Here is a 16,610-nt window from a genome sequence, read left to right on the forward strand (position 1 = left end):
CCCTCCGCGTACGCGGGGCACGCGTAGGCAGGCGTAGACGCGGCGTACTTCGCCGCGGGTGCTCATGGGGGTTTCGGAACCACCGGAGTCACCGGCCGCCGCCGAGCGGATTCACCGGCCGTCGAGTTCCTTGGCGGCCTCGGTCAGATCCTTCGCCGTGTCGATGGCCCGCCAGTACGCCCCGTGCGGCAGCGGGTACCCGGCCAGCCTGCGCTCGCGCGCCAGCTTCGGGAACGTGGTCCGCTCGTGGTCGCCGCGGTCCGGCAGCAGGGTGGTGAAGGCCGGAGAGAAGACGTACACGCCGGCGTTGATCAGATACGGCGACGGCGGCGCCTCGATGAAGTCGGTGATGTGCCCGAACGCGTCCGTCTCCACGGCGCCCCACGGGATCCGGGGACGGGCCAGCGCCAGCGTGGCGGTCGCGTCGCGCTCGGCGTGGAAGGCGGCCATCTCGCGCAGCGAGAAACGCGTCCAGATGTCGCCGTTGGTGGCGTACCAGGGCTGGTCCGGCTCGGGCAGCCGGGCGGCGGCGTACTTCAGGCCGCCACCCCGGCCCAGGGGCTCGGACTCCACGACGGTCGTCACGCGTAGCGGCAGCACCGCCGAGTCCAGCCATTCCTGCAGTACTTCGGCCAGATGACCGCACGACACCACGACGTCGGTCACGCCCTCGGCGGCCAGCCAGGAAAGCTGATGGCCGATGATCGGGGTCCCGGTGCCCGGGATCTCGACCATCGGCTTGGGGCGGTCGTCGGTGTACGGGCGCAGCCGCGATCCCTGGCCACCCGCCAGGACAACGGCCTGCGTCGGATACGTATGCATACCAGGCACGATATGTGGTGCCTGGTGTCGTGTTGTGCGGGGCCGGCGGGTCGGCCGGTCGACGGGCCGACGGGCGCCGCGACGGTCTGTGCCGGGACGGGCCGGGTGTCGCGCCGACCGATGTCGGGACGAGCGGTGCCGCGCCGACCGGTGCCGGGCCCGCCTGCCGGGGGGTCAGCTGAACCGAGCGACGCCGGAGGCGAACGACGTGTCGCAGACGGGGCGGGAGAACCGGTGGGCGCGCGTCGGCCCGTACTGCTCGACCGCCGCCCGGCCCAGCGCCTTCGCGATCGACATGCAATGCCGGGCGAGCGTGGGCCGGCCCTCGACGGAGCGCTGAAGGTCCGTCAGCGCGACGCCCGGGTCCTTCTCGCGGAGCTCCACGAGCAAACGGTCACGGAGGATGTCCTGCGGGGCACGTGCCTTGGCACGCTTCGATACGTCCTGCGCCGACGCGGCCAGGACCTGCGAATCGGAGCTGTGCGCTGCCCACGGCACGCTGGTGACGGCGAGGGTCCCGGACAGGACCATCACGACGGGCAGTACGAGAGCGAGGGAACGGCCGATACGGCGAGCGGTGTGGGTCACGCAGTGAGCGTAGCGTTCGGTAATGGCATGGCGACATCTTGTCACCCTTGCGAGGGATGGTTCGAGGGCGCTTTTCGAATTCCGTGTTGACCGGGAGCGACGAGACGCCCGGTGCGCAGCGGGGAGTCGGCCCAGCTCGGTTCAAACCCGTTCCCGCCTCCGCGACGTGGATGGTCTCGGCCATCGACCGGTCCTGCACGGTGGCCACCGTCATGGCGACGCTCGTGATCAGGTTCGGGGCGTCCGGCTCGCAGGTCTCGGTGAAGTGGACTTTGTAGCCGTCCCGCATGGTGTCGCGCTTCACGCTGCCCCGTGCGTCGGTGTCATAGGGGGTGACCAGGCGCAGCGCGCCCGGCGGGCGGTCTTTTGGGCCCCTGCGCCTCACCTCGCCGCTCCTCGCGGGCCGCGGCCAGGATGCCGTCCAGCACACGTCCCGCGCCCGCCCCGGCCAGCCGGTCACGGAACTCCGAGAGCACCGAGAAGCCGAAGCCCGGATCGTCCAGTTCCAGCCCGAGCGCGTATGTGAAGTCGATCCTGGCCCGCACCGCTTCAGCGGCCTGCCGGTCGGTCAGCCCCTCAACGAACTGCGACACCGACACCAGCGCCAGCCCGCGCCCGGTGACCAGGCCGGCCTGCCCCGCACCGGGAACAAGCCGGCGAACTCCTCGTCCGTGAACAACGGTCCCAGCTCGTCCCGCACCCGGATCGCCAGACCTCCCTCCGGGAACGCGGCCCGCGCCACCCGCACCGTCTCCGCCGGGATTTCCCCGGATTCCTTCGGGTGCATCGACATCCGCACCCACCCCATACGACAACGTCGGCCTTCAAGACCACGATCAGGTCTTGAAGGCCGACGTCACGCACGGCCCCGAATAAACCAACAGCGTCTAAACCAACAGCGTCCGAGGAAACGTGCGGGGCCGTCGTGGTGCGCGGGCGTGCGGGCCTTACGGGACACGCGGGCGTGAGCGGCGTGCGAGGTACGGGTCCGTGCGCGGGCGTGCGGGGCGTCAGTCGGTGAGGCGGGCGCCCGTCGAGGTCGAGAAGACGTGCAGCTCGTCCGGGCGCGGCACGACGTGCAGCTTGGTGCCCTTCTCCGGAACGGAGCGGCCGTTGACGCGGACGACCAGGTCCTTGTCCTCGCCGCCGACCCGTGCGGAGCCGTAGACGTAGCCGTCGGCGCCGAGCTCCTCGACGACGTTGACCGAGACGGCCAGGCCGGCGGGGGAGTCGGAGCTGTCCTTCGTGAGGGACTTCGCGGCTGCGCCGCCGTGCTCGACGATGTCGAAGTGCTCGGGGCGGATGCCGACCGTGACGGTCGTGTCGCCCTTGTCCGTGGCGGCCTTGAGCGCCTCGCGCGAGACCGGGACGACGCTGTTGCCGAACTTCACGCCGCCGTCGGTGATCGGGACCTCGACCAGGTTCATGGCGGGGGATCCGATGAAGCCGGCCACGAAGAGGTTCGCCGGCTTGTCGTACATGTTGCGCGGCGAGTCGACCTGCTGGAGCAGACCGTCCTTGAGGACGGCGACCCGGTCGCCCATGGTGAGGGCCTCGACCTGGTCGTGCGTGACGTACACGGTCGTGATGCCCAGGCGGCGCTGGAGCGAGGCGATCTGCGTACGGGTGGAGACACGGAGCTTGGCGTCGAGGTTCGACAGCGGTTCGTCCATGAGGAAGACCTGCGGCTCACGCACGATGGCACGGCCCATCGCGACGCGCTGGCGCTGACCGCCGGAGAGCGCCTTCGGCTTGCGGTCCAGGTACTGCGTGAGGTCCAGCATCTTGGCGGCCTCTTCGACCTTCGCCCGGATGTCGGTCTTGTTGACACCGGCGATCTTGAGCGCGAAGCCCATGTTGTCCGCGACGGTCATGTGCGGGTAGAGCGCGTAGTTCTGGAACACCATGGCGATGTCCCGGTCCTTCGGCGGCAGGTGCGTGACGTCGCGGTCACCGATGCGGATGGCACCGGCGTTGACGTCCTCGAGGCCCGCGAGCATGCGGAGGGAGGTCGACTTGCCGCAACCGGAGGGACCGACGAGCACGAGGAACTCGCCGTCCGCGATGTCGATCTCCAGCTGGTCCACGGCCGGCTTCGTCGAGCCGGGGTAGATGCGGGACGCCTTGTCGAACGTGACACTGGCCATGCTGAATCTTCTCCTCCACCGGCAGGAACGTGCCGGACGATCCGAGTAGGGAGTGGTCTGGTCCACTTGAGTGAATCCTGAGCGACGCTACCTGGACATGCGGAATATGTCAGTAGTTCGAGGGTCGTGAAATTCCGGGACCGTGCGCGGGGCAGGGTTGGTTACACTGCTCGGGCACGCCTCCTTAGCTCAGCTGGCCAGAGCAACGCACTTGTAATGCGTAGGTCGTCGGTTCGAATCCGACAGGGGGCTCAGCCGGAAGGCCAGGTCAGACCTCGTCTGACCTGGCCTTTCTCCTGTCCTGGGGCGCTGGCTTGGTCGGCGGTGCTGCTTCGGTTCGTGTCACCGAGTCCAAGGGGTGCGCAAAGGGAGCGTATGAGCGCAGAGCTTGTGCAGAAGAAAACGCGCCAGCGCCGTTGGACGGTGCGGTAAGGCGTCCTGGCGATCAAGCCGGTTTGTGGCAATGCTCCGACACTCGCTTCCAGGCCGGGCGTCGTGGCAGATCCGATGGAGATCCTCCCGCTCAAGACCCTCGTGACGCACTCGAGCGCCGTGCTGCTGACTCGTGGAGTCGAGGTGGAGGCGACGTCAGTGCGGGGCGTCGCGGCTCACCTCGTCGAGACCATGGCCCAGCAGACGGGCATGGACCTTGAGGAAGCCTTCCACTTGGTGACCCCAGAGGCTGTCGCCGAAATCACCATGCAGGCGGCCGCCGGCGCATGCGCAACAGGCCGATCACGCGAAGGAGAGTCCGGGATCAGCGGAGGCTGCGTACGCGACGCGCCGGGTGCCCGACTGTCCAAGCCTTTGCGATCTCTCTACGGTGGGGTTCTGGTCGGCCTGGACCACGAAGCGAAGTACGAGGGGGGATCTGTGGAAGCCGAGTTGGCGGCGCTTGCCGCATCGGGGGCGTCTGCGCTGGTCGGCGCCATGGTGACGGATTCCTGGGAACAGGCAAAGACGCGGGTGGCGCGGCTCTTCGCCCGACGCGGCCGGGCCCGGGAGGAGGAGGCGGACGACGACCTCCAGGAAGCCGGCGCACAGCTGGTCGCGGCCGAGGAGGCGGATGACGACAGCGCCGCAGCGGATATCGAGGCCTATTGGCGGCTTCGGCTCAGCCGGCTGCTCGAGGAGGATCCGGCTGCCGCAGACGAACTGAGGCAGCTTCTGGCCGACTTGGGCGGGGACCGTGGGCAAGGTGGCGCGGCGATCAGTGGGGGAGTCCAGTACGGGGCGTTCCAGAACTCTCAGATCCACGGTGGCATCACCTACAACGTCCAACCACTGCTTCCGTCGGAGGCGCTCCCGGACGAGGTCCCCGCGCTGCGCGTCCCTTTCGTCAACCGCACCGCTGATCTGTCCAGGATGGACGGGATGGTCAGCAGTGAGGAGAGCGGTTCTTCGCACGTTGATGTCCTGGTGCTCGGTGGTACGCCCGGTGTCGGCAAGTCGGCGACCGCCAGCCGTTGGGCGCACCGCTCCCGGGAGCGATTCCCCGACGGTCAGCTATACGTCGACTTTGCGGAGCTGCGCGGGCAGAACGGCGGCGGTGACGTGTCGGCCGCCGTGGCGATGTGCCTGCGGTCGCTCGGCGTGAAGGACCCCTATCTGCCGCAGTCCCTCGCGGAGCGGACCCGGCTGTTCAGGTCGCGGTCCGCCGGACGCCGGATCCTGCTCGTTCTGGACGATGTCAACGAGCCGGCGCAGGTGCGGGCGTTGGTGCCGCAGGGCCCGGGCAGCGCGGTGCTGGTGACCAGCAACGCGAGGCTCGGTGAACTCGCCCTTGACGGCGCCAGGTTGCTGCCGCTGGAACCCCTTGATACCCACAGCGCGCTGCGGATCCTCGCCGACCGTTGTGGTGACCAGGCGGTCGCCGCGGAGCCGGTGGCCGCCGAACGCCTTGTGGCACTGTGTGCAGGACTGCCCGTCGCCCTGCACGTGGTGGCCGCCCGACTGGTGACCAACCGCCGCCTCACCATGGCCGGCCTCGCCGACGAACTGTCCGACGAATCCAGCCGACTGACCGCCATGTCCCTCCGAGGGGAGCGCTCGGTGTCCGCAGTTTTCGACTCCACCTACCGACAGCTTTCTGCCGACGAAGCTCGGTTCTACCGACTACTGGGATGGCTGCCGTGCCGCACGTTCGACAGCGGCACGGCGGCCGCTGCCGCGGGTGTCGACACGCCAACCGCTCAGTCCCTGCTGGACGTACTGGAGGAAGCCGGACTGCTTGAGGTGACGGACGACGACCGCTACCGCTTCCACGACCTGGTACGCCTGCACGCACGCGAGCGCGCGGCTGCCGAGGAGCCGTCCCGCACGCAGCGGGCACTCGTGGAGAAGCTGGTGACTCACTATCTGGCACTGACCGCCTTCGCCGACCGGGCGGTGCGGGCGGACCGTTTGCGCATCGCTGACGTGGACGGCCTGCTGGCCGGTGCTGCGGACCCGTTCGCAGCCGACGATGCACCACTCCCGCTGGCGTGGCTGGAGGCGGAGCGTGCCAACATCCTTGCCGTGCTCCGCGAGGCGTCCCGCCTCGGTCTGCACACGGCCGTATGGCAGTTGGCCGAGGGGTTCACCGTGCTCTTCCTGCACCGCAGGCATCTCGGGGACTGGAGGGAGTCACTGGAACTCGGAGCCGCGGCTGCGGCGGCGTCCGACGAGCTTGTTCCGGCGGCCGAGGCCAGGCTGCGCAGCCTGCTCTCCCGCCCCCTGATGGACCTGGGCGAGTACGAGCAGGCACGGAGGGAGCTGGAGACGGCTGTTGCCTGCGCGGAGGTGGCCGATCGCACCGAACTTCGGGCATCGGTTCTTGAGTTCTTCGGGAGGTACTGGGACCGGTTCGATCCGTCCCGGGCCATCGAGGTCTACCAGCGATCCCTGGAGCTCAACACCGAGGCCGGCCAGAAACGGGGGGCTGCCATCGCCTCTCTCTTTCTCGGCAGCGCACAGGACGCTGCCGGTGACCCGGCCCAGGCACTCCTCACTCTGGGGCAGGCGCGTCAAGCGCTGTTGGCTGGTGAGAATCCGGATCTGCGGATGGCGGCGCGGGCGGAAGTCGCCAGGGGACGCGCTCACGACCACCTCGGCGACACGGAGCAGGCGATCGGGTCACTGAGTGAGGCGGCGCGCATCCTCCGGGAGCAGAAGGCAACCCATTACGAGGCCGAGGCGCTGCTGGAACTGGCCGCCATCGCGGAGCGGCCGGGCGGCGACCGGACACACCTGCGGAGCTACCTGGCCCGCGCCCTGGAGATCCACGAGGACGGCGGCAGCCCGCTCGCCGAGCAGTTGCGGGAGCGCGTGCGGGTTCTGGACGCGCAGACCGATCCCGGTTCAGCCCTTAGAGAGCCGCCCGGTCAAGCGTGAGGCGGACGGCCTCGCTGCGGTCGGATCCGATCCGCAGCGTCACACAGCGGCCGGTCAGAGGCTGCGAGGTGCGGAGGAGGGCATAGACCACAGCGGCCGCAAGGCCTGGTCCGAGAGCGGGCCCTGTCGTCGTCGCGGTCACGACCCTGCCGTCCCGGAGGCCGACAAGGGTGTTGTGGGTGTCCGTGTCCACTGCGGCCAGACCGCAGCCGGGCAGGCGACCGAGGGTTTCGGCGATCCAGTGGTGGGCGCCGGCTCGGGTCGTTGCCTGGTGGTGGTTGAGCACGACGGACGCGCTCTCGGTGAGTCGCCGGTCCCGTTCCTCTTCGTCGCATGCCAGATGGACGAAGGCGTCGACGTCCTCCTCCCCGAAACCGGTCAGGGAGGCGGGGAGACGGATCACAGTGATCGTCGGCCGGCCGCGGTCTGTCGAGATCACGGTGGTCACCCGCCAGGCCGTACAGCGGTCCGTGGTCGGTTTCGGCTCCGGCAGCTGGAGAACCGGTGCGTGCGGAGACGCCGAGGCCGGCTCAGGGAGCCCCATCAGTCGGTACAGAGCGGCACGAAGGCGCGCATGGGCCCGACCGGGCTCCGCGAAAGCCCGCTGGGCGACAGAGGCGGAGGGCGTACGCCCGCATGTGCCGATGGCGTCGGCGACCTGCCGGTGCAGTTCCGTACGGGGATCGAGGCGGGGCGCGACCTGCGCGAGGGCGCGGGCGGCCGTCCCGGGCACGGCGTCTTCCCCGAACGCGGCAAGCACCACCGGCGTGCCCAGCGAAGCTCCGTACAGCGTCACGGAGCCGTGGTCGCCGATCACCACGTCGGCTGCGACAAGGGCGGGTCGCCAGGAATGGACCGGAGGAATCAGCACCAGGCCCGCGGCCAGGGCTGAGGCCTGGAGGTTACGGATCTGCCACGAGCCGTGCCCCGCCCAGACGTTGGGATGGGCGATCAGTCCGACCTGGTACTCGTCGTACGGCAGAGAGGCCAGGAGGCGTGCAGGCAGTTCCGGGTCCTGGCCGATGAGAGAGGACGGGCCCCACGTCGAGCTGATGATGACGAACCGGCGGCCCTCCGCCACGCCTAGGGCGCGCCGGTACGCGTCCCTGTGGGACTGGCTGCTCTGCAGCTCGTCGAAGCACGGGTCGCCGACGAGAAGTGTGCGTCCTGCGGTCTTCGGGTGTGTGGAGAGAAGCTGCTCTTCCTGGTCCGGATGCGACACAGCCAGCCACGCGCGGCCGGATTCGAGCAGCGCGTCCGACACGACGCCGGAGAGGCGCACGCGGGAGGAGCGGGAATCGGGAACGAGCTTCTGAAAGCCCACGCCGTGCGGCAGCACCAGGACCGGGCAGTCGCCCTCAGGGACCTCGATGTTCTCGCTTGCGGAAAGAATGAGGTCGGGCGCGGCGTTGCCCAGCTGATCCCAGGGCATGACCCGGCATCCGGCGTTGTGAAGCAGGTCGAGGACCCCGTCGCTGAAGGCGGAGGTCGAGTCGTAAGCGAAGACGACCGAAACGCGGCTGTCGTCGCGGACGAGGGAGGGCAGACACTCGAGTACCCGGGCGGTGGACGTGACCGTACGAGCGGCTACGACCAGCGTCTTTTCGGCACGGAAGGTGCTCCACCGGTCAGCGTCGGGCCCGACCGGAACACGCAGGGGCTGGCTAGCGTGCATGGCCACCCCGAAAAGTTACGTGCGGCGTGGTCCGAAACACGCTCGCGGCTCGCGGCTCGCGGCTCGCGGCTCGCGGCTGGCGGCTCGCGGCTGGCGGCTCGCGGCTCGCGGCTCGCGGCTCGCGGCTCGCGGCTCGCGGCTCGCGGCTCGCGGCTCGCGGCTCGCGGCTCGCGGCTCGCGGCTCGCGGCGATGGTGCCCTTACAGCAATTCACTCCGGCAAACAATCCTTCCGGCTGACTTTGGATTCGTATGAATAGCTACACCGTACTGGGGGCTTATCAGGCGCGATCACTCAGAGGGGCGATCTCGGACGATGCTCCGCGGCACCAGCCCACCGCCTGTACCAGCGGCACGCACGGTCTCATTCAGCTGCGACGGCAGACCGGTCGTATGGTCGGAGCGTGGCATGACTGCCTTGACGCCCATGACACCCCCTGCCGACCCGCAGTGTGATGGCCCGACACCGTCCGTCATGATCTTGCGGGCTTGTCTGCGCAGGTCGTCGGTTCGAATCCGACAGGGGGCTCCGCAGAAGACCCAGGCCGGACAACGTTCCGGCCTGGGTCTTCCGCTGTGCGTTTTCGGATGTCACGGTGCTTGGCGGGCCCGGTGACCGCCGTGCGGGGCGCCGGTGGGCCCGCGTGTCAGGCGGCGCCGGCCAGCCGGTGCAGTATCCCGGCGACCAGCGCGGTCTGGTGGGCCACCGTGTCCGGGTAGATGAACTCGTGCCTCGCATGGGCGCCCCCGCCCACCGCTCCCAGGCCGCAGAGCACGGGAAGGCCCAGGCCGGCGACGAAATTCGCGTCGCTGGCACCACCGACGGTGACGTCGGCGAGCGGCCGGCCGAGTTCCTCCGACACCGCTCGCGCCGTCTTCAGCAGGGACTCCGACGCGGCGTTCAGCGTCATCGGCGGCCGGTTCCAGCCGTGCTGGACATCGATGCGGATGCGCGGGTCGCTCACCTGGATCTTGTCGAACGCGGCGTCCACGCGGTCCTGCTCCGCTCGGGTGAGAACCCGGATGTCGATGCTCGCGGACGCCTGTCCGGCCACGACGTTCGTTCCGGATCCGCCGCTGATGCGCCCCACGTTGACCGTGGTTCCCTCCGCGGGGGCGGCCGTGGCCGCCGCGTCGGTGATGAACTCGGCGAGCGCGTGGATCGCGCTCGCCCCGTCCTCGGGGTTCAGGCCGGCGTGTGCTTCCACTCCGGTGGCCGTCACCGTGAAGATTCCCCCGCCCTTGCGACCTGTCTTGACGGCACCGTCCACACTCGCCTCAAGTACCAGCGTGGCATCCACGGATGCTGCGACCCGTTCGATCACCGGCCGGGACGAGGGAGAGCCGATCTCCTCGTCGCTGTTGAGGACGAAGGTCACCGTGGGCACTGCCGCACCGCTCTCGCGGAGCAGTTTGAGAGCCCAGATGCCCTGAGCGAGGCCCGTCTTCATGTCGAAGATGCCGGGCCCGCTCAGACGTTGCCGGCCGTCCTCGTCGATGTGGGAGGCGATCGGCCAGTTCGCCAGTGTGCCCTGCGGCCACACGGTGTCGTAGTGGCCGACGATCGCGACACGCCCTGGCCCGTCCCCTTCGTAGGTGAGGACCAGGGTGTCGCCCTGCTCGCCGCCCGGATGCCGTTCCACTTCTGTGGGTGCTCCGAGCCGGTGGGCAACGAGAGCGCTCAGCAGTTCAAGGCCGTGACCGAGGCCGGTGAGGTCGTAACTGTGGGTCTCGCAGGCGACGAGGTCGGTGATGTCGGTGAGGATGTCCGCAGCGGCGGCGTCGGCGCTGCGGGCGAGCTCGGAGATCATGGTGCGGTCGCTCCGTGGAATTGCGGGTGGAATGTGGGGGATTCGGGGTCAGGCGCCGGGGCCGAAGGGGATGCCGAGCAGATACCAGGCCAGGACGAAGCTGACCCACACCACCCAGACGACAGCGGCCAGGGGGATGGTGAACGAGGCGAGCGTGCCGATCCCCGCCGACTTCCGGTAGCGCTGGATGAAGCCGAGAGCCATGGCGAAGTACGGGCTCATGGGGGTGATGCAGTTGCTGACGGAGTCGGCCACCCGGTAGACGGCCTGGGTGGCCTCGGGGCTGATCCCGATGAGCATGAGCATGGGGATGAACACCGGTGCGGCCAGCGCCCAGAGCGCGGATCCGCTGGTGATGGCCAGGTTCATGAAGGTGACCAGGACGGCTATCCCCAGCAGGACCACCCACCCGTGCACGCCGAGGTTCTGCAGTGCCTCCGCACCCCGTATCGCGAGCACCTCGCCGATGTGACTCCACTTGAAGAAGGCGAGGAACTGGGAGATGGCGAAGAACAGCACCAGGATCGGCGCCATGGACCGGGCGCCCTCGATCATGGCCGCCACCACGTCCCGGGACCCGGGAAGGGATCCGGTGATCCGGCCGTACACGGTGCCCAGGAGCGCGAAGAAGACACCCAGAATAGGCGCCATGCCCGAGAACAGCGGGGACTGGACCACACTGCCCCCTTCGCCGCGCAGCGGAGATCCCGTCGGCAGCATGACGAGCACCAGAGCGGCCACGAAGGCCAGCGCGACCAGTCCGGTCACCCGCAGGGCGCGGCGCTGGGCGGAGGTGACTTCGATGTCGGCCAGTTCCTCGGCGTTCAGGTCCGAGGCGGGTCCGTCGGTCTCCAGATCGGGGCGGCGGGCCAGGACCTTCTCGGTGACCAGGGTGATGACGAGGGCGACGAGCACCGAGGACGCAAGGCTGAAGTAGTAGTTCGCCACAGGAGTGACGACGTAATTCGGGTCGATCGTCTGCGCGGCGGCGGTGGAGATCGTGGACAGCAGTACGTCGGTGGTCGTCAGCGAGGGCGAGGCGTCGTAGCCCGCCGAGATGGAGACGAACGCGACGATGCAGCCGAGTACGGGGCTGCGGCCGGCGGCGCGGAACACCAGAGCGCCCAGGGGGATGAGCGTCACGTAAGCGGCGTCGCCGGCGACGTGGCCGACCATCGCGGTCATGGACAGGGCGAACGTCAGGTACTTGCCCGGTACCCGTGCGACGAGGCGACGCAGCAGGGCACTGAACAGCCCGCTGCGCTCGGCCACCGCGATGCCGAACATCACCGTGAGGATCGTGGCCAGCGGGGGGAAACTCGCGAAGTTCTCCACCGCCTCCTCGACCATCATCGTGATGCCGTCCCGGCTGAGCAGGCTGCGTACTGCGACGGTCTCGTCGCCTCCGGGCTGGACGGCGCCGAGATCTGCCGCGGACAGGACCGCGCTCAGCACGATGACAAGCAGTGCCAGCAGCCAGAACAGCCAGAAGGGATGCGGCAGTTTGTTGCCCACCCTCTCGATCACGGCGAAGCTGCGGAAGGCTGCCCGCAGCACCTTCGGCTGCGGGGCCACCTCTTTGGTGGTCAGCTCATGGGGCATCGCAAAAGGAAACCTTTCCGCGCGAAGGGAAACGGGGCAGTGACAAAGGGGGGGGTGATTCGGCCGAAATCCGGACCGCCGTTTCGGGGTGGACGACCGCGTTGCAACATCGTGTGCATTTACGGTCACCAGGGCCGAAAATCGTCGAGAATCGCTTTCTGGAGGCCCTGTATGCACGATTTCGCCGACTCTCTTCCGGCCGGCCGCCTGGAGGAGGCCGACCTCGCGCTCGCCAACTGTCTGCAGATCGCGCCACGTGCCTCATGGGCCACGCTCGGCGATGTCCTGGGAGTCAGTGCCGCCACGGCGGCCCGGCGCTGGCGGCGGCTGGCCGCCACGGGACAGGCATGGGTCACCGCGACCGGCGGTTCCAGCCTGTGGCGCTCGCTGTGCGATGCCTTTCTCGACATCCGGTGCCATCCGGCGCAGCGCGGCCGGGTGGCGCTCGCCCTGGCCCGCGATCCGAGAACCAAATCGGTGATGGAGGTCGCCAGCGGCCGTGATCTGCACGTCAACGTCATCACCGGCGATCTGCACGCACTGTCGCGCTTCGTCCTGGACCAGGTCAGCCGCCTCCCCGGGGTGGTGGAGGTCGATGTGCAGATCAGCACGCACACCTATATGTCAGGAACCGCCTGGCGGCTGGACGCCCTGTCCCGCACCCAGCGCGAGCGTCTGCAACCCGTGACCGCGCCGAGCCGGCCGGTGCCGACCGGGTGGCTGTCACCCGCAGACCGCACGCTCCTGCTCGCACTGGCTCCGGACGGCAGACTGCCGGTCACCGAACTCGCCGAACGCACCGGCGCCAGTCACACGGCGACCCGTCGCAGGCTGTCCCGGCTGGAGCACTCGGGCGCGGTCTCCTTCCGCTGCGAGATCTCCCAGCACCTCACGGGCTGGCCGGTGACGACGCTGCTGTGGGGTCGGGTCCCGCCGGGCGACCGCAAGCGCGTCAGCGAGCGACTGGCACGCATGCCCGAGATCCGCCTTCTGGTCGCCACCAGCGGCGGCACCAATTTCCGGGTGTCCACCTGGCTGCGTTCCACCGCCGGCGCGCACGACCTGGAGGCGCGGATCACCTCCGCCCTGCCCGAGTTCGAAATCGTCGAGCACGCCGTTGTGCTGCGCACGGTGAAACGGCTCGGCTGGATTCTGGATGATCTCGGGCGGCGCCGGGAGTGCGCACCCATCGACCCGTGGTGCCCGAAGGACACCCGTATCCCGTCGGCGGACCCGGGCGAGTACGAGGAGTAGGGCGGAAGGGGGACCTGTGGTGCCTCGGCCGGCCGGGAACCGCCGGCCGGCAGAGGCACCCGCCCCCGGCCCCTTGGCGGCGCGGCCTGCGAACGGACCGGCGCGCCCGTCGGCGGGCCAACGCGCCTACCACGAAGGGTGGCGTCGGCCACGACAGCCGTACCGGGCAGCCCCCGGATCGGGTCGCCCGTCTCCGTCAGGACTTCGCGCTCCAAGGAGCCGGTGTCGGCCGGTTCCCGGGCTTCGACGGTGTCGGCGATCGTGGTGCGCAGTTCATCCGTCATGCCGTCGCGCTGGTCAGCCGGAATACGCCGGACGACCTCCTGCACCCAGCGCTCGGTCAGTGGGTGGGCGGGCCGTCGTTCCGCTGTCCTTGCGCGGGAGCCTCGCCGTCGCCTGGTGCCGTCGGCGTGGGGCCGTCCGTGGACGGCGGCGGGGTGCCGTATGCCGCTGGGAGGTCCGCCCGGCCGAGCGGATTCGGGTCGTCCGCCTCCCCGCCCGGGGCGGGGAGTTCACCGGCCGCCTCGTTGAAGGCGGTCAGCGCGCCGACGAGGGCCGTGCGTCGGGCGGGGGCGAGACGCGCGACGATCGCGGTGAGTTCACGGCGGCGTCGGGCGGTGACGTGCTCGACGGTGCGACGGCCCTCGTCGGTGAGCCGGAGCAGGGTCTCGCGGCGGTTGCCGGGGTTGACCTGCCGGTCCGCGAGACCGGAGACGATCAGCCGGTCGACCATGCGCATCGCGGTCGGGGGCGACACGCGCAACAGCTCCGCGAGCCTCACCAATTTGGTCGCGCCGCGCGTCGAGAGCACCACCAGCATCCGGAACTGCGCCAGAGTCACCCGCTCCTCGACCTCGGCGAGCGAGTTCGCCGCCACCGCGATCAGCACCTGTGACGCCGTGACGACCGCTCGGGTCACCGCGTCGACGTCGTCGGCGTCGGCGTCGGCGTCGGAGGAATTGGTGGTGTCAGAGGTGTCAGAGGTGTGCGCGGTGTTGGAGGTTTCGACGGCGGCGTCCGTGGCGTCCACGTCCGCGGTTCCGGGCTCTCCTTGGGGCATGCCCTCATTTCTACCGCTTTCGCCGTTCGCTCCCGTTCCACCGCTCCGGGCGCGGTCAGCCCCAGAGGGCGCGGGCGAGTGCCGCGCCGGTGAACGCGGCTCCGAGCCCGACGGCCGTGCTCGCCAGGACGTTGACCGCCGCGTAGAAGCGGGCCCCGTCCTCGGCCAGGCGCAGCGTCTCGTACGAGAAGGTCGAGTACGTCGTCAGCGCCCCGCACAGGCCGGTACCGAGCAGGAGCTGTGTCTCGGAGGAGGCGGCCCCGGCGGCTGCCGCGCCGGTGATCAGTCCGAGGATCAGACACCCGAAGATGTTGACGGTGAAGGTCCCCCACGGGAAGAGGCTGTCGTGCCGGGACTGGACCGCACGGTCGGTGAGGTAGCGCAGTGGGGCTCCGATCATGGCACCCGCGATCACGAGCAGCCAGTTCACCGTTCTTCCTTGCCGTGGCGGGTCTTGTCCCGGCCCCTGCGATCGCGGCCGGTGCAGCGGACGACCTCGCAGTCGTCGAGGACGACCAGCCCCTGGGCGACGAGTTCGTCGATCTGCGGCAGAAAGGCCCGGATCCGTTCCTCGGTGTCGACGATCACGACGGCGACCGGCAGGTCCTCGCTCAGCGACAGCAGCCGGACGGTGTGGATCAGGGAGGAGGCCCCGAACCCCTCGATGCCCCGGAAGACGGAGGCGCCCGCCAGCCCGGCCTCGCGCGCCCGGTGGACGATCTCGGTGTACACGGGCTTGTGGTGCCACATGTCCGTCTCGCCGACGAACACGGTGACGCGCAGTGCGGAACCGGTGAGCCTCATGGCTGCCTCCACGTGATGGCGCGGCGCGTCAGCGCGACCGCGAGCCATACGGCGGTCAGGGCGACGACCGGGGTGAGGGCCAGGCAGGCCAGGCCGGTGCGTGTCTCCCGGCCGTCCACCAGGCGCTGGATGTCGACGGCGTAGGTGGAGAAGGTGGTGAAGCCGCCGAGTACGCCGGTGCCGAAGAAGGGGCGCACGAGACGGTGGGGCGCCCGGACGTCGGTGATGACCACCATGAAGACCCCGATCACCGCACAGCCGACGGCGTTGACGGTCAGGGTCGTCCACGGGAAGGCGCCGGTCGCCGTGGGCCACAGCAGTGAGGCCCCGTACCGCGCGGTCGCCCCCACGGCGCCGCCGACCGCCACGACGGCCACCACCGGGCCCTGTCGCGCCGGCCGGGAGTCCTTGCGCCGACCGTCGGGTACGCGGAGGCCGACGTCGGGGTCGACGGGTTCGTTCAGCATCGGGATCGGGGTCCGGGGCTCTTCCACGTGCGTCTCCTACTCGCCGGGCGCGGGAACGTACGGTGCGCGTCGCAAGTAGGGACCGTTGGCGGCGTCGTCGCCGCGGTTCGGGTACGGCGGGCCCCACCGCCGTGCGGTGGGCGAGGAGACCGCGTGACTACGTGATCACCGCGGAACACCGCTCGGACCAGCTTACCGGGCGCCGCCGCGGTTCTCCTGCTGGGCCGCAGCACTGCCCGTACGGCTCGGCGTACTGCCCGTACGGCTCGGCGCGGTGAGCGGCGAGCGGTGGTTGTCCCCGCCGTACGGGCGCGGGACACTGGAATTCGCCTGGCGACAGGGCTCGCCCCGACCGCGCCGGTGCGGCGCGGGCGGCTGCCGTACGAGCCGGTCGTCCGGCGTCGCGGGAGGTGGGCAGCGGTGTCACGCATCACCGTCGAGGTCGAGTCGACCATCGGTTCCTCCGATGGTTCGTTCGGGGGCTCGTCCGGCGGTTCCTCTGCCGGTCCTTCTGTTGGTTCATCCAGCGGGTCCTCCGCCGTCCCCCTCGCCGGGTTCTCCCCGCCTGATGTCTCGGACGCGTCGGACGGGCCGGAACCGAGTGGCGGTGCCGACGGCTGGCCCGTGGGCGAGGGACGTGTCGAGGACACCCTGGATACGGACGGGCGGTCCGTACGCACCCTGGTCCTGATGCGGGAGCCGGCCCGGCCGGGCGACGAGGTGGCGGCCTGGCCGGTGGCGTTGCTGCATCTGAACGACGGCCGTCATGACGTGGACGAAGTACTGTGCGTCGCCGAGGCCGAGCCCTTCATCGACCTGGTCGACGCCACGGACCTGCGCCGCTGGCACGCGGAGCCCGACGTGTGGGCGACGGCGCTCGGCCGACTGTCGCCCGGGACCGTGTACCGGGTGACGGGCTGCGGCAGCCGCAGGGAGGCCGACCAACTGGTGTCGGACGCGCGCCATGCCTATCTCCGGCTCACCGGATGCCTGGAGTGACCGGGATGGCA

At 69.9% G+C, this 16,610-nt stretch carries 12 protein-coding genes, 1 tRNA gene and 2 pseudogenes; 4 read left to right on the plus strand and 11 right to left on the minus strand.

Going from position 1 to position 16,610, the window contains the following annotated elements; genetic code table 11:
* Positions 1-111 precede the first annotated feature (111 nt).
* The 4 genes and pseudogenes from ACFYXM_RS13850 to ACFYXM_RS13865 all read right to left on the minus strand — a co-directional run bounded on the left by ACFYXM_RS13850 (position 112) and on the right by ACFYXM_RS13865 (position 3,557).
* The gene (locus ACFYXM_RS13850) at positions 112-822 is read right to left on the minus strand and encodes an NDP-sugar synthase (RefSeq protein ID WP_389289217.1); all 711 of its coding nucleotides are present in this window, start codon (positions 820-822) and stop codon (positions 112-114) included.
* Positions 823-996: 174 nt separating this feature from the next.
* Positions 997-1,410, minus strand: a complete 414-nt coding sequence (locus ACFYXM_RS13855; protein WP_389289218.1) for a hypothetical protein — start codon at positions 1,408-1,410, stop codon at positions 997-999.
* Positions 1,411-1,564: 154 nt separating this feature from the next.
* Positions 1,565-2,203 (minus strand): annotated as a pseudogene (locus ACFYXM_RS13860) (transposase); the annotation flags it as partial.
* Between the two features lie 217 nt (positions 2,204-2,420).
* Complete coding sequence (locus ACFYXM_RS13865; protein ID WP_389289219.1) at positions 2,421-3,557, minus strand: ABC transporter ATP-binding protein; 1,137 nt, start codon at positions 3,555-3,557, stop codon at positions 2,421-2,423.
* A 178-nt stretch (positions 3,558-3,735) separates the two neighbouring features.
* On the opposite strand from ACFYXM_RS13865, the gene ACFYXM_RS13870 reads away from it, so the two are divergent.
* Together ACFYXM_RS13870 and ACFYXM_RS13875 are read left to right on the plus strand one after the other, a co-directional pair.
* Positions 3,736-3,809: transfer RNA gene (locus ACFYXM_RS13870), tRNA-Thr, on the plus strand.
* A gap of 243 nt (positions 3,810-4,052) precedes the next feature.
* Positions 4,053-6,929: an NB-ARC domain-containing protein gene (locus ACFYXM_RS13875; RefSeq protein ID WP_389289220.1), complete on the plus strand. Its 2,877-nt coding sequence runs from the start codon at positions 4,053-4,055 to the stop codon at positions 6,927-6,929.
* On the opposite strand, the gene ACFYXM_RS13880 is transcribed toward ACFYXM_RS13875, so the two are convergent.
* The 3 genes from ACFYXM_RS13880 to ACFYXM_RS13890 all read right to left on the minus strand — a co-directional run bounded on the left by ACFYXM_RS13880 (position 6,904) and on the right by ACFYXM_RS13890 (position 12,015).
* Positions 6,904-8,604 (minus strand): hypothetical protein, encoded by a 1,701-nt coding sequence (locus ACFYXM_RS13880; protein ID WP_389289309.1) that lies wholly within the window; start codon positions 8,602-8,604, stop codon positions 6,904-6,906. The genes ACFYXM_RS13875 and ACFYXM_RS13880 overlap by 26 nt on opposite strands.
* A gap of 645 nt (positions 8,605-9,249) precedes the next feature.
* Entirely contained in the window at positions 9,250-10,413 is a 1,164-nt protein-coding gene (locus ACFYXM_RS13885) for a M20 family metallopeptidase (RefSeq protein WP_389289221.1), read from the minus strand.
* A 48-nt stretch (positions 10,414-10,461) separates the two neighbouring features.
* Positions 10,462-12,015: an AbgT family transporter gene (locus ACFYXM_RS13890; RefSeq protein WP_389289222.1), complete on the minus strand. Its 1,554-nt coding sequence runs from the start codon at positions 12,013-12,015 to the stop codon at positions 10,462-10,464.
* A gap of 171 nt (positions 12,016-12,186) precedes the next feature.
* Here ACFYXM_RS13890 and ACFYXM_RS13895 point away from each other — a divergent pair, with 171 nt between their 5' ends.
* Positions 12,187-13,269, plus strand: coding sequence for an AsnC family transcriptional regulator (locus ACFYXM_RS13895; RefSeq protein WP_389289223.1), 1,083 nt, complete (start codon positions 12,187-12,189; stop codon positions 13,267-13,269).
* 466 nt (positions 13,270-13,735) lie between these two features.
* Here the strand turns inward: ACFYXM_RS13895 and ACFYXM_RS13900 are convergent.
* From ACFYXM_RS13900 to ACFYXM_RS13915, 4 genes and pseudogenes are all read right to left on the minus strand, one after another.
* A pseudogene (locus tag ACFYXM_RS13900) lies at positions 13,736-14,329 on the minus strand (MarR family winged helix-turn-helix transcriptional regulator); the annotation flags it as partial.
* 55 nt (positions 14,330-14,384) lie between these two features.
* Positions 14,385-14,759 carry a fluoride efflux transporter CrcB gene (crcB, locus tag ACFYXM_RS13905; RefSeq protein ID WP_389289224.1) on the minus strand — a complete coding sequence of 125 codons (375 nt, stop codon included), beginning with the start codon at positions 14,757-14,759 and terminating at the stop codon, positions 14,385-14,387.
* On the minus strand, positions 14,756-15,133 hold the full coding sequence (locus ACFYXM_RS13910; protein ID WP_389289225.1) for a DUF190 domain-containing protein: 378 nt from the start codon (positions 15,131-15,133) through the stop codon (positions 14,756-14,758). Before ACFYXM_RS13910 ends, crcB begins: the two co-directional genes overlap by 4 nt.
* A complete protein-coding gene (locus ACFYXM_RS13915; protein WP_389289310.1) occupies positions 15,130-15,600 on the minus strand; it encodes a fluoride efflux transporter FluC in 471 nt (156 codons plus the stop codon). Before ACFYXM_RS13915 ends, ACFYXM_RS13910 begins: the two co-directional genes overlap by 4 nt.
* A gap of 420 nt (positions 15,601-16,020) precedes the next feature.
* On the opposite strand from ACFYXM_RS13915, the gene ACFYXM_RS13920 reads away from it, so the two are divergent.
* Positions 16,021-16,599, plus strand: a complete 579-nt coding sequence (locus ACFYXM_RS13920; RefSeq protein ID WP_389289226.1) for an inorganic diphosphatase — start codon at positions 16,021-16,023, stop codon at positions 16,597-16,599.
* Positions 16,600-16,610 lie beyond the last annotated feature (11 nt).

The organism is Streptomyces sp. NPDC002476, assembly GCF_042889785.1.
Taxonomy (GTDB): Bacteria; Actinomycetota; Actinomycetes; order Streptomycetales; family Streptomycetaceae; genus Streptomyces.

Coding starts and splice junctions, on each gene's coding strand:
- ACFYXM_RS13890 (WP_389289222.1), bottom strand. CDS start 12,015: ATGCCCCATGAGCTGACCACCAAAGAGGTGGCCCCGCAGCCGAAGGTG.
- ACFYXM_RS13880 (WP_389289309.1), bottom strand. CDS start 8,604: ATGCACGCTAGCCAGCCCCTGCGTGTTCCGGTCGGGCCCGACGCTGAC.
- ACFYXM_RS13865 (WP_389289219.1), bottom strand. CDS start 3,557: ATGGCCAGTGTCACGTTCGACAAGGCGTCCCGCATCTACCCCGGCTCG.
- ACFYXM_RS13895 (WP_389289223.1), top strand. CDS start 12,187: ATGCACGATTTCGCCGACTCTCTTCCGGCCGGCCGCCTGGAGGAGGCC.
- ACFYXM_RS13850 (WP_389289217.1), bottom strand. CDS start 822: ATGCATACGTATCCGACGCAGGCCGTTGTCCTGGCGGGTGGCCAGGGA.
- ACFYXM_RS13910 (WP_389289225.1), bottom strand. CDS start 15,133: ATGAGGCTCACCGGTTCCGCACTGCGCGTCACCGTGTTCGTCGGCGAG.
- ACFYXM_RS13915 (WP_389289310.1), bottom strand. CDS start 15,600: ATGCTGAACGAACCCGTCGACCCCGACGTCGGCCTCCGCGTACCCGAC.
- ACFYXM_RS13885 (WP_389289221.1), bottom strand. CDS start 10,413: ATGATCTCCGAGCTCGCCCGCAGCGCCGACGCCGCCGCTGCGGACATC.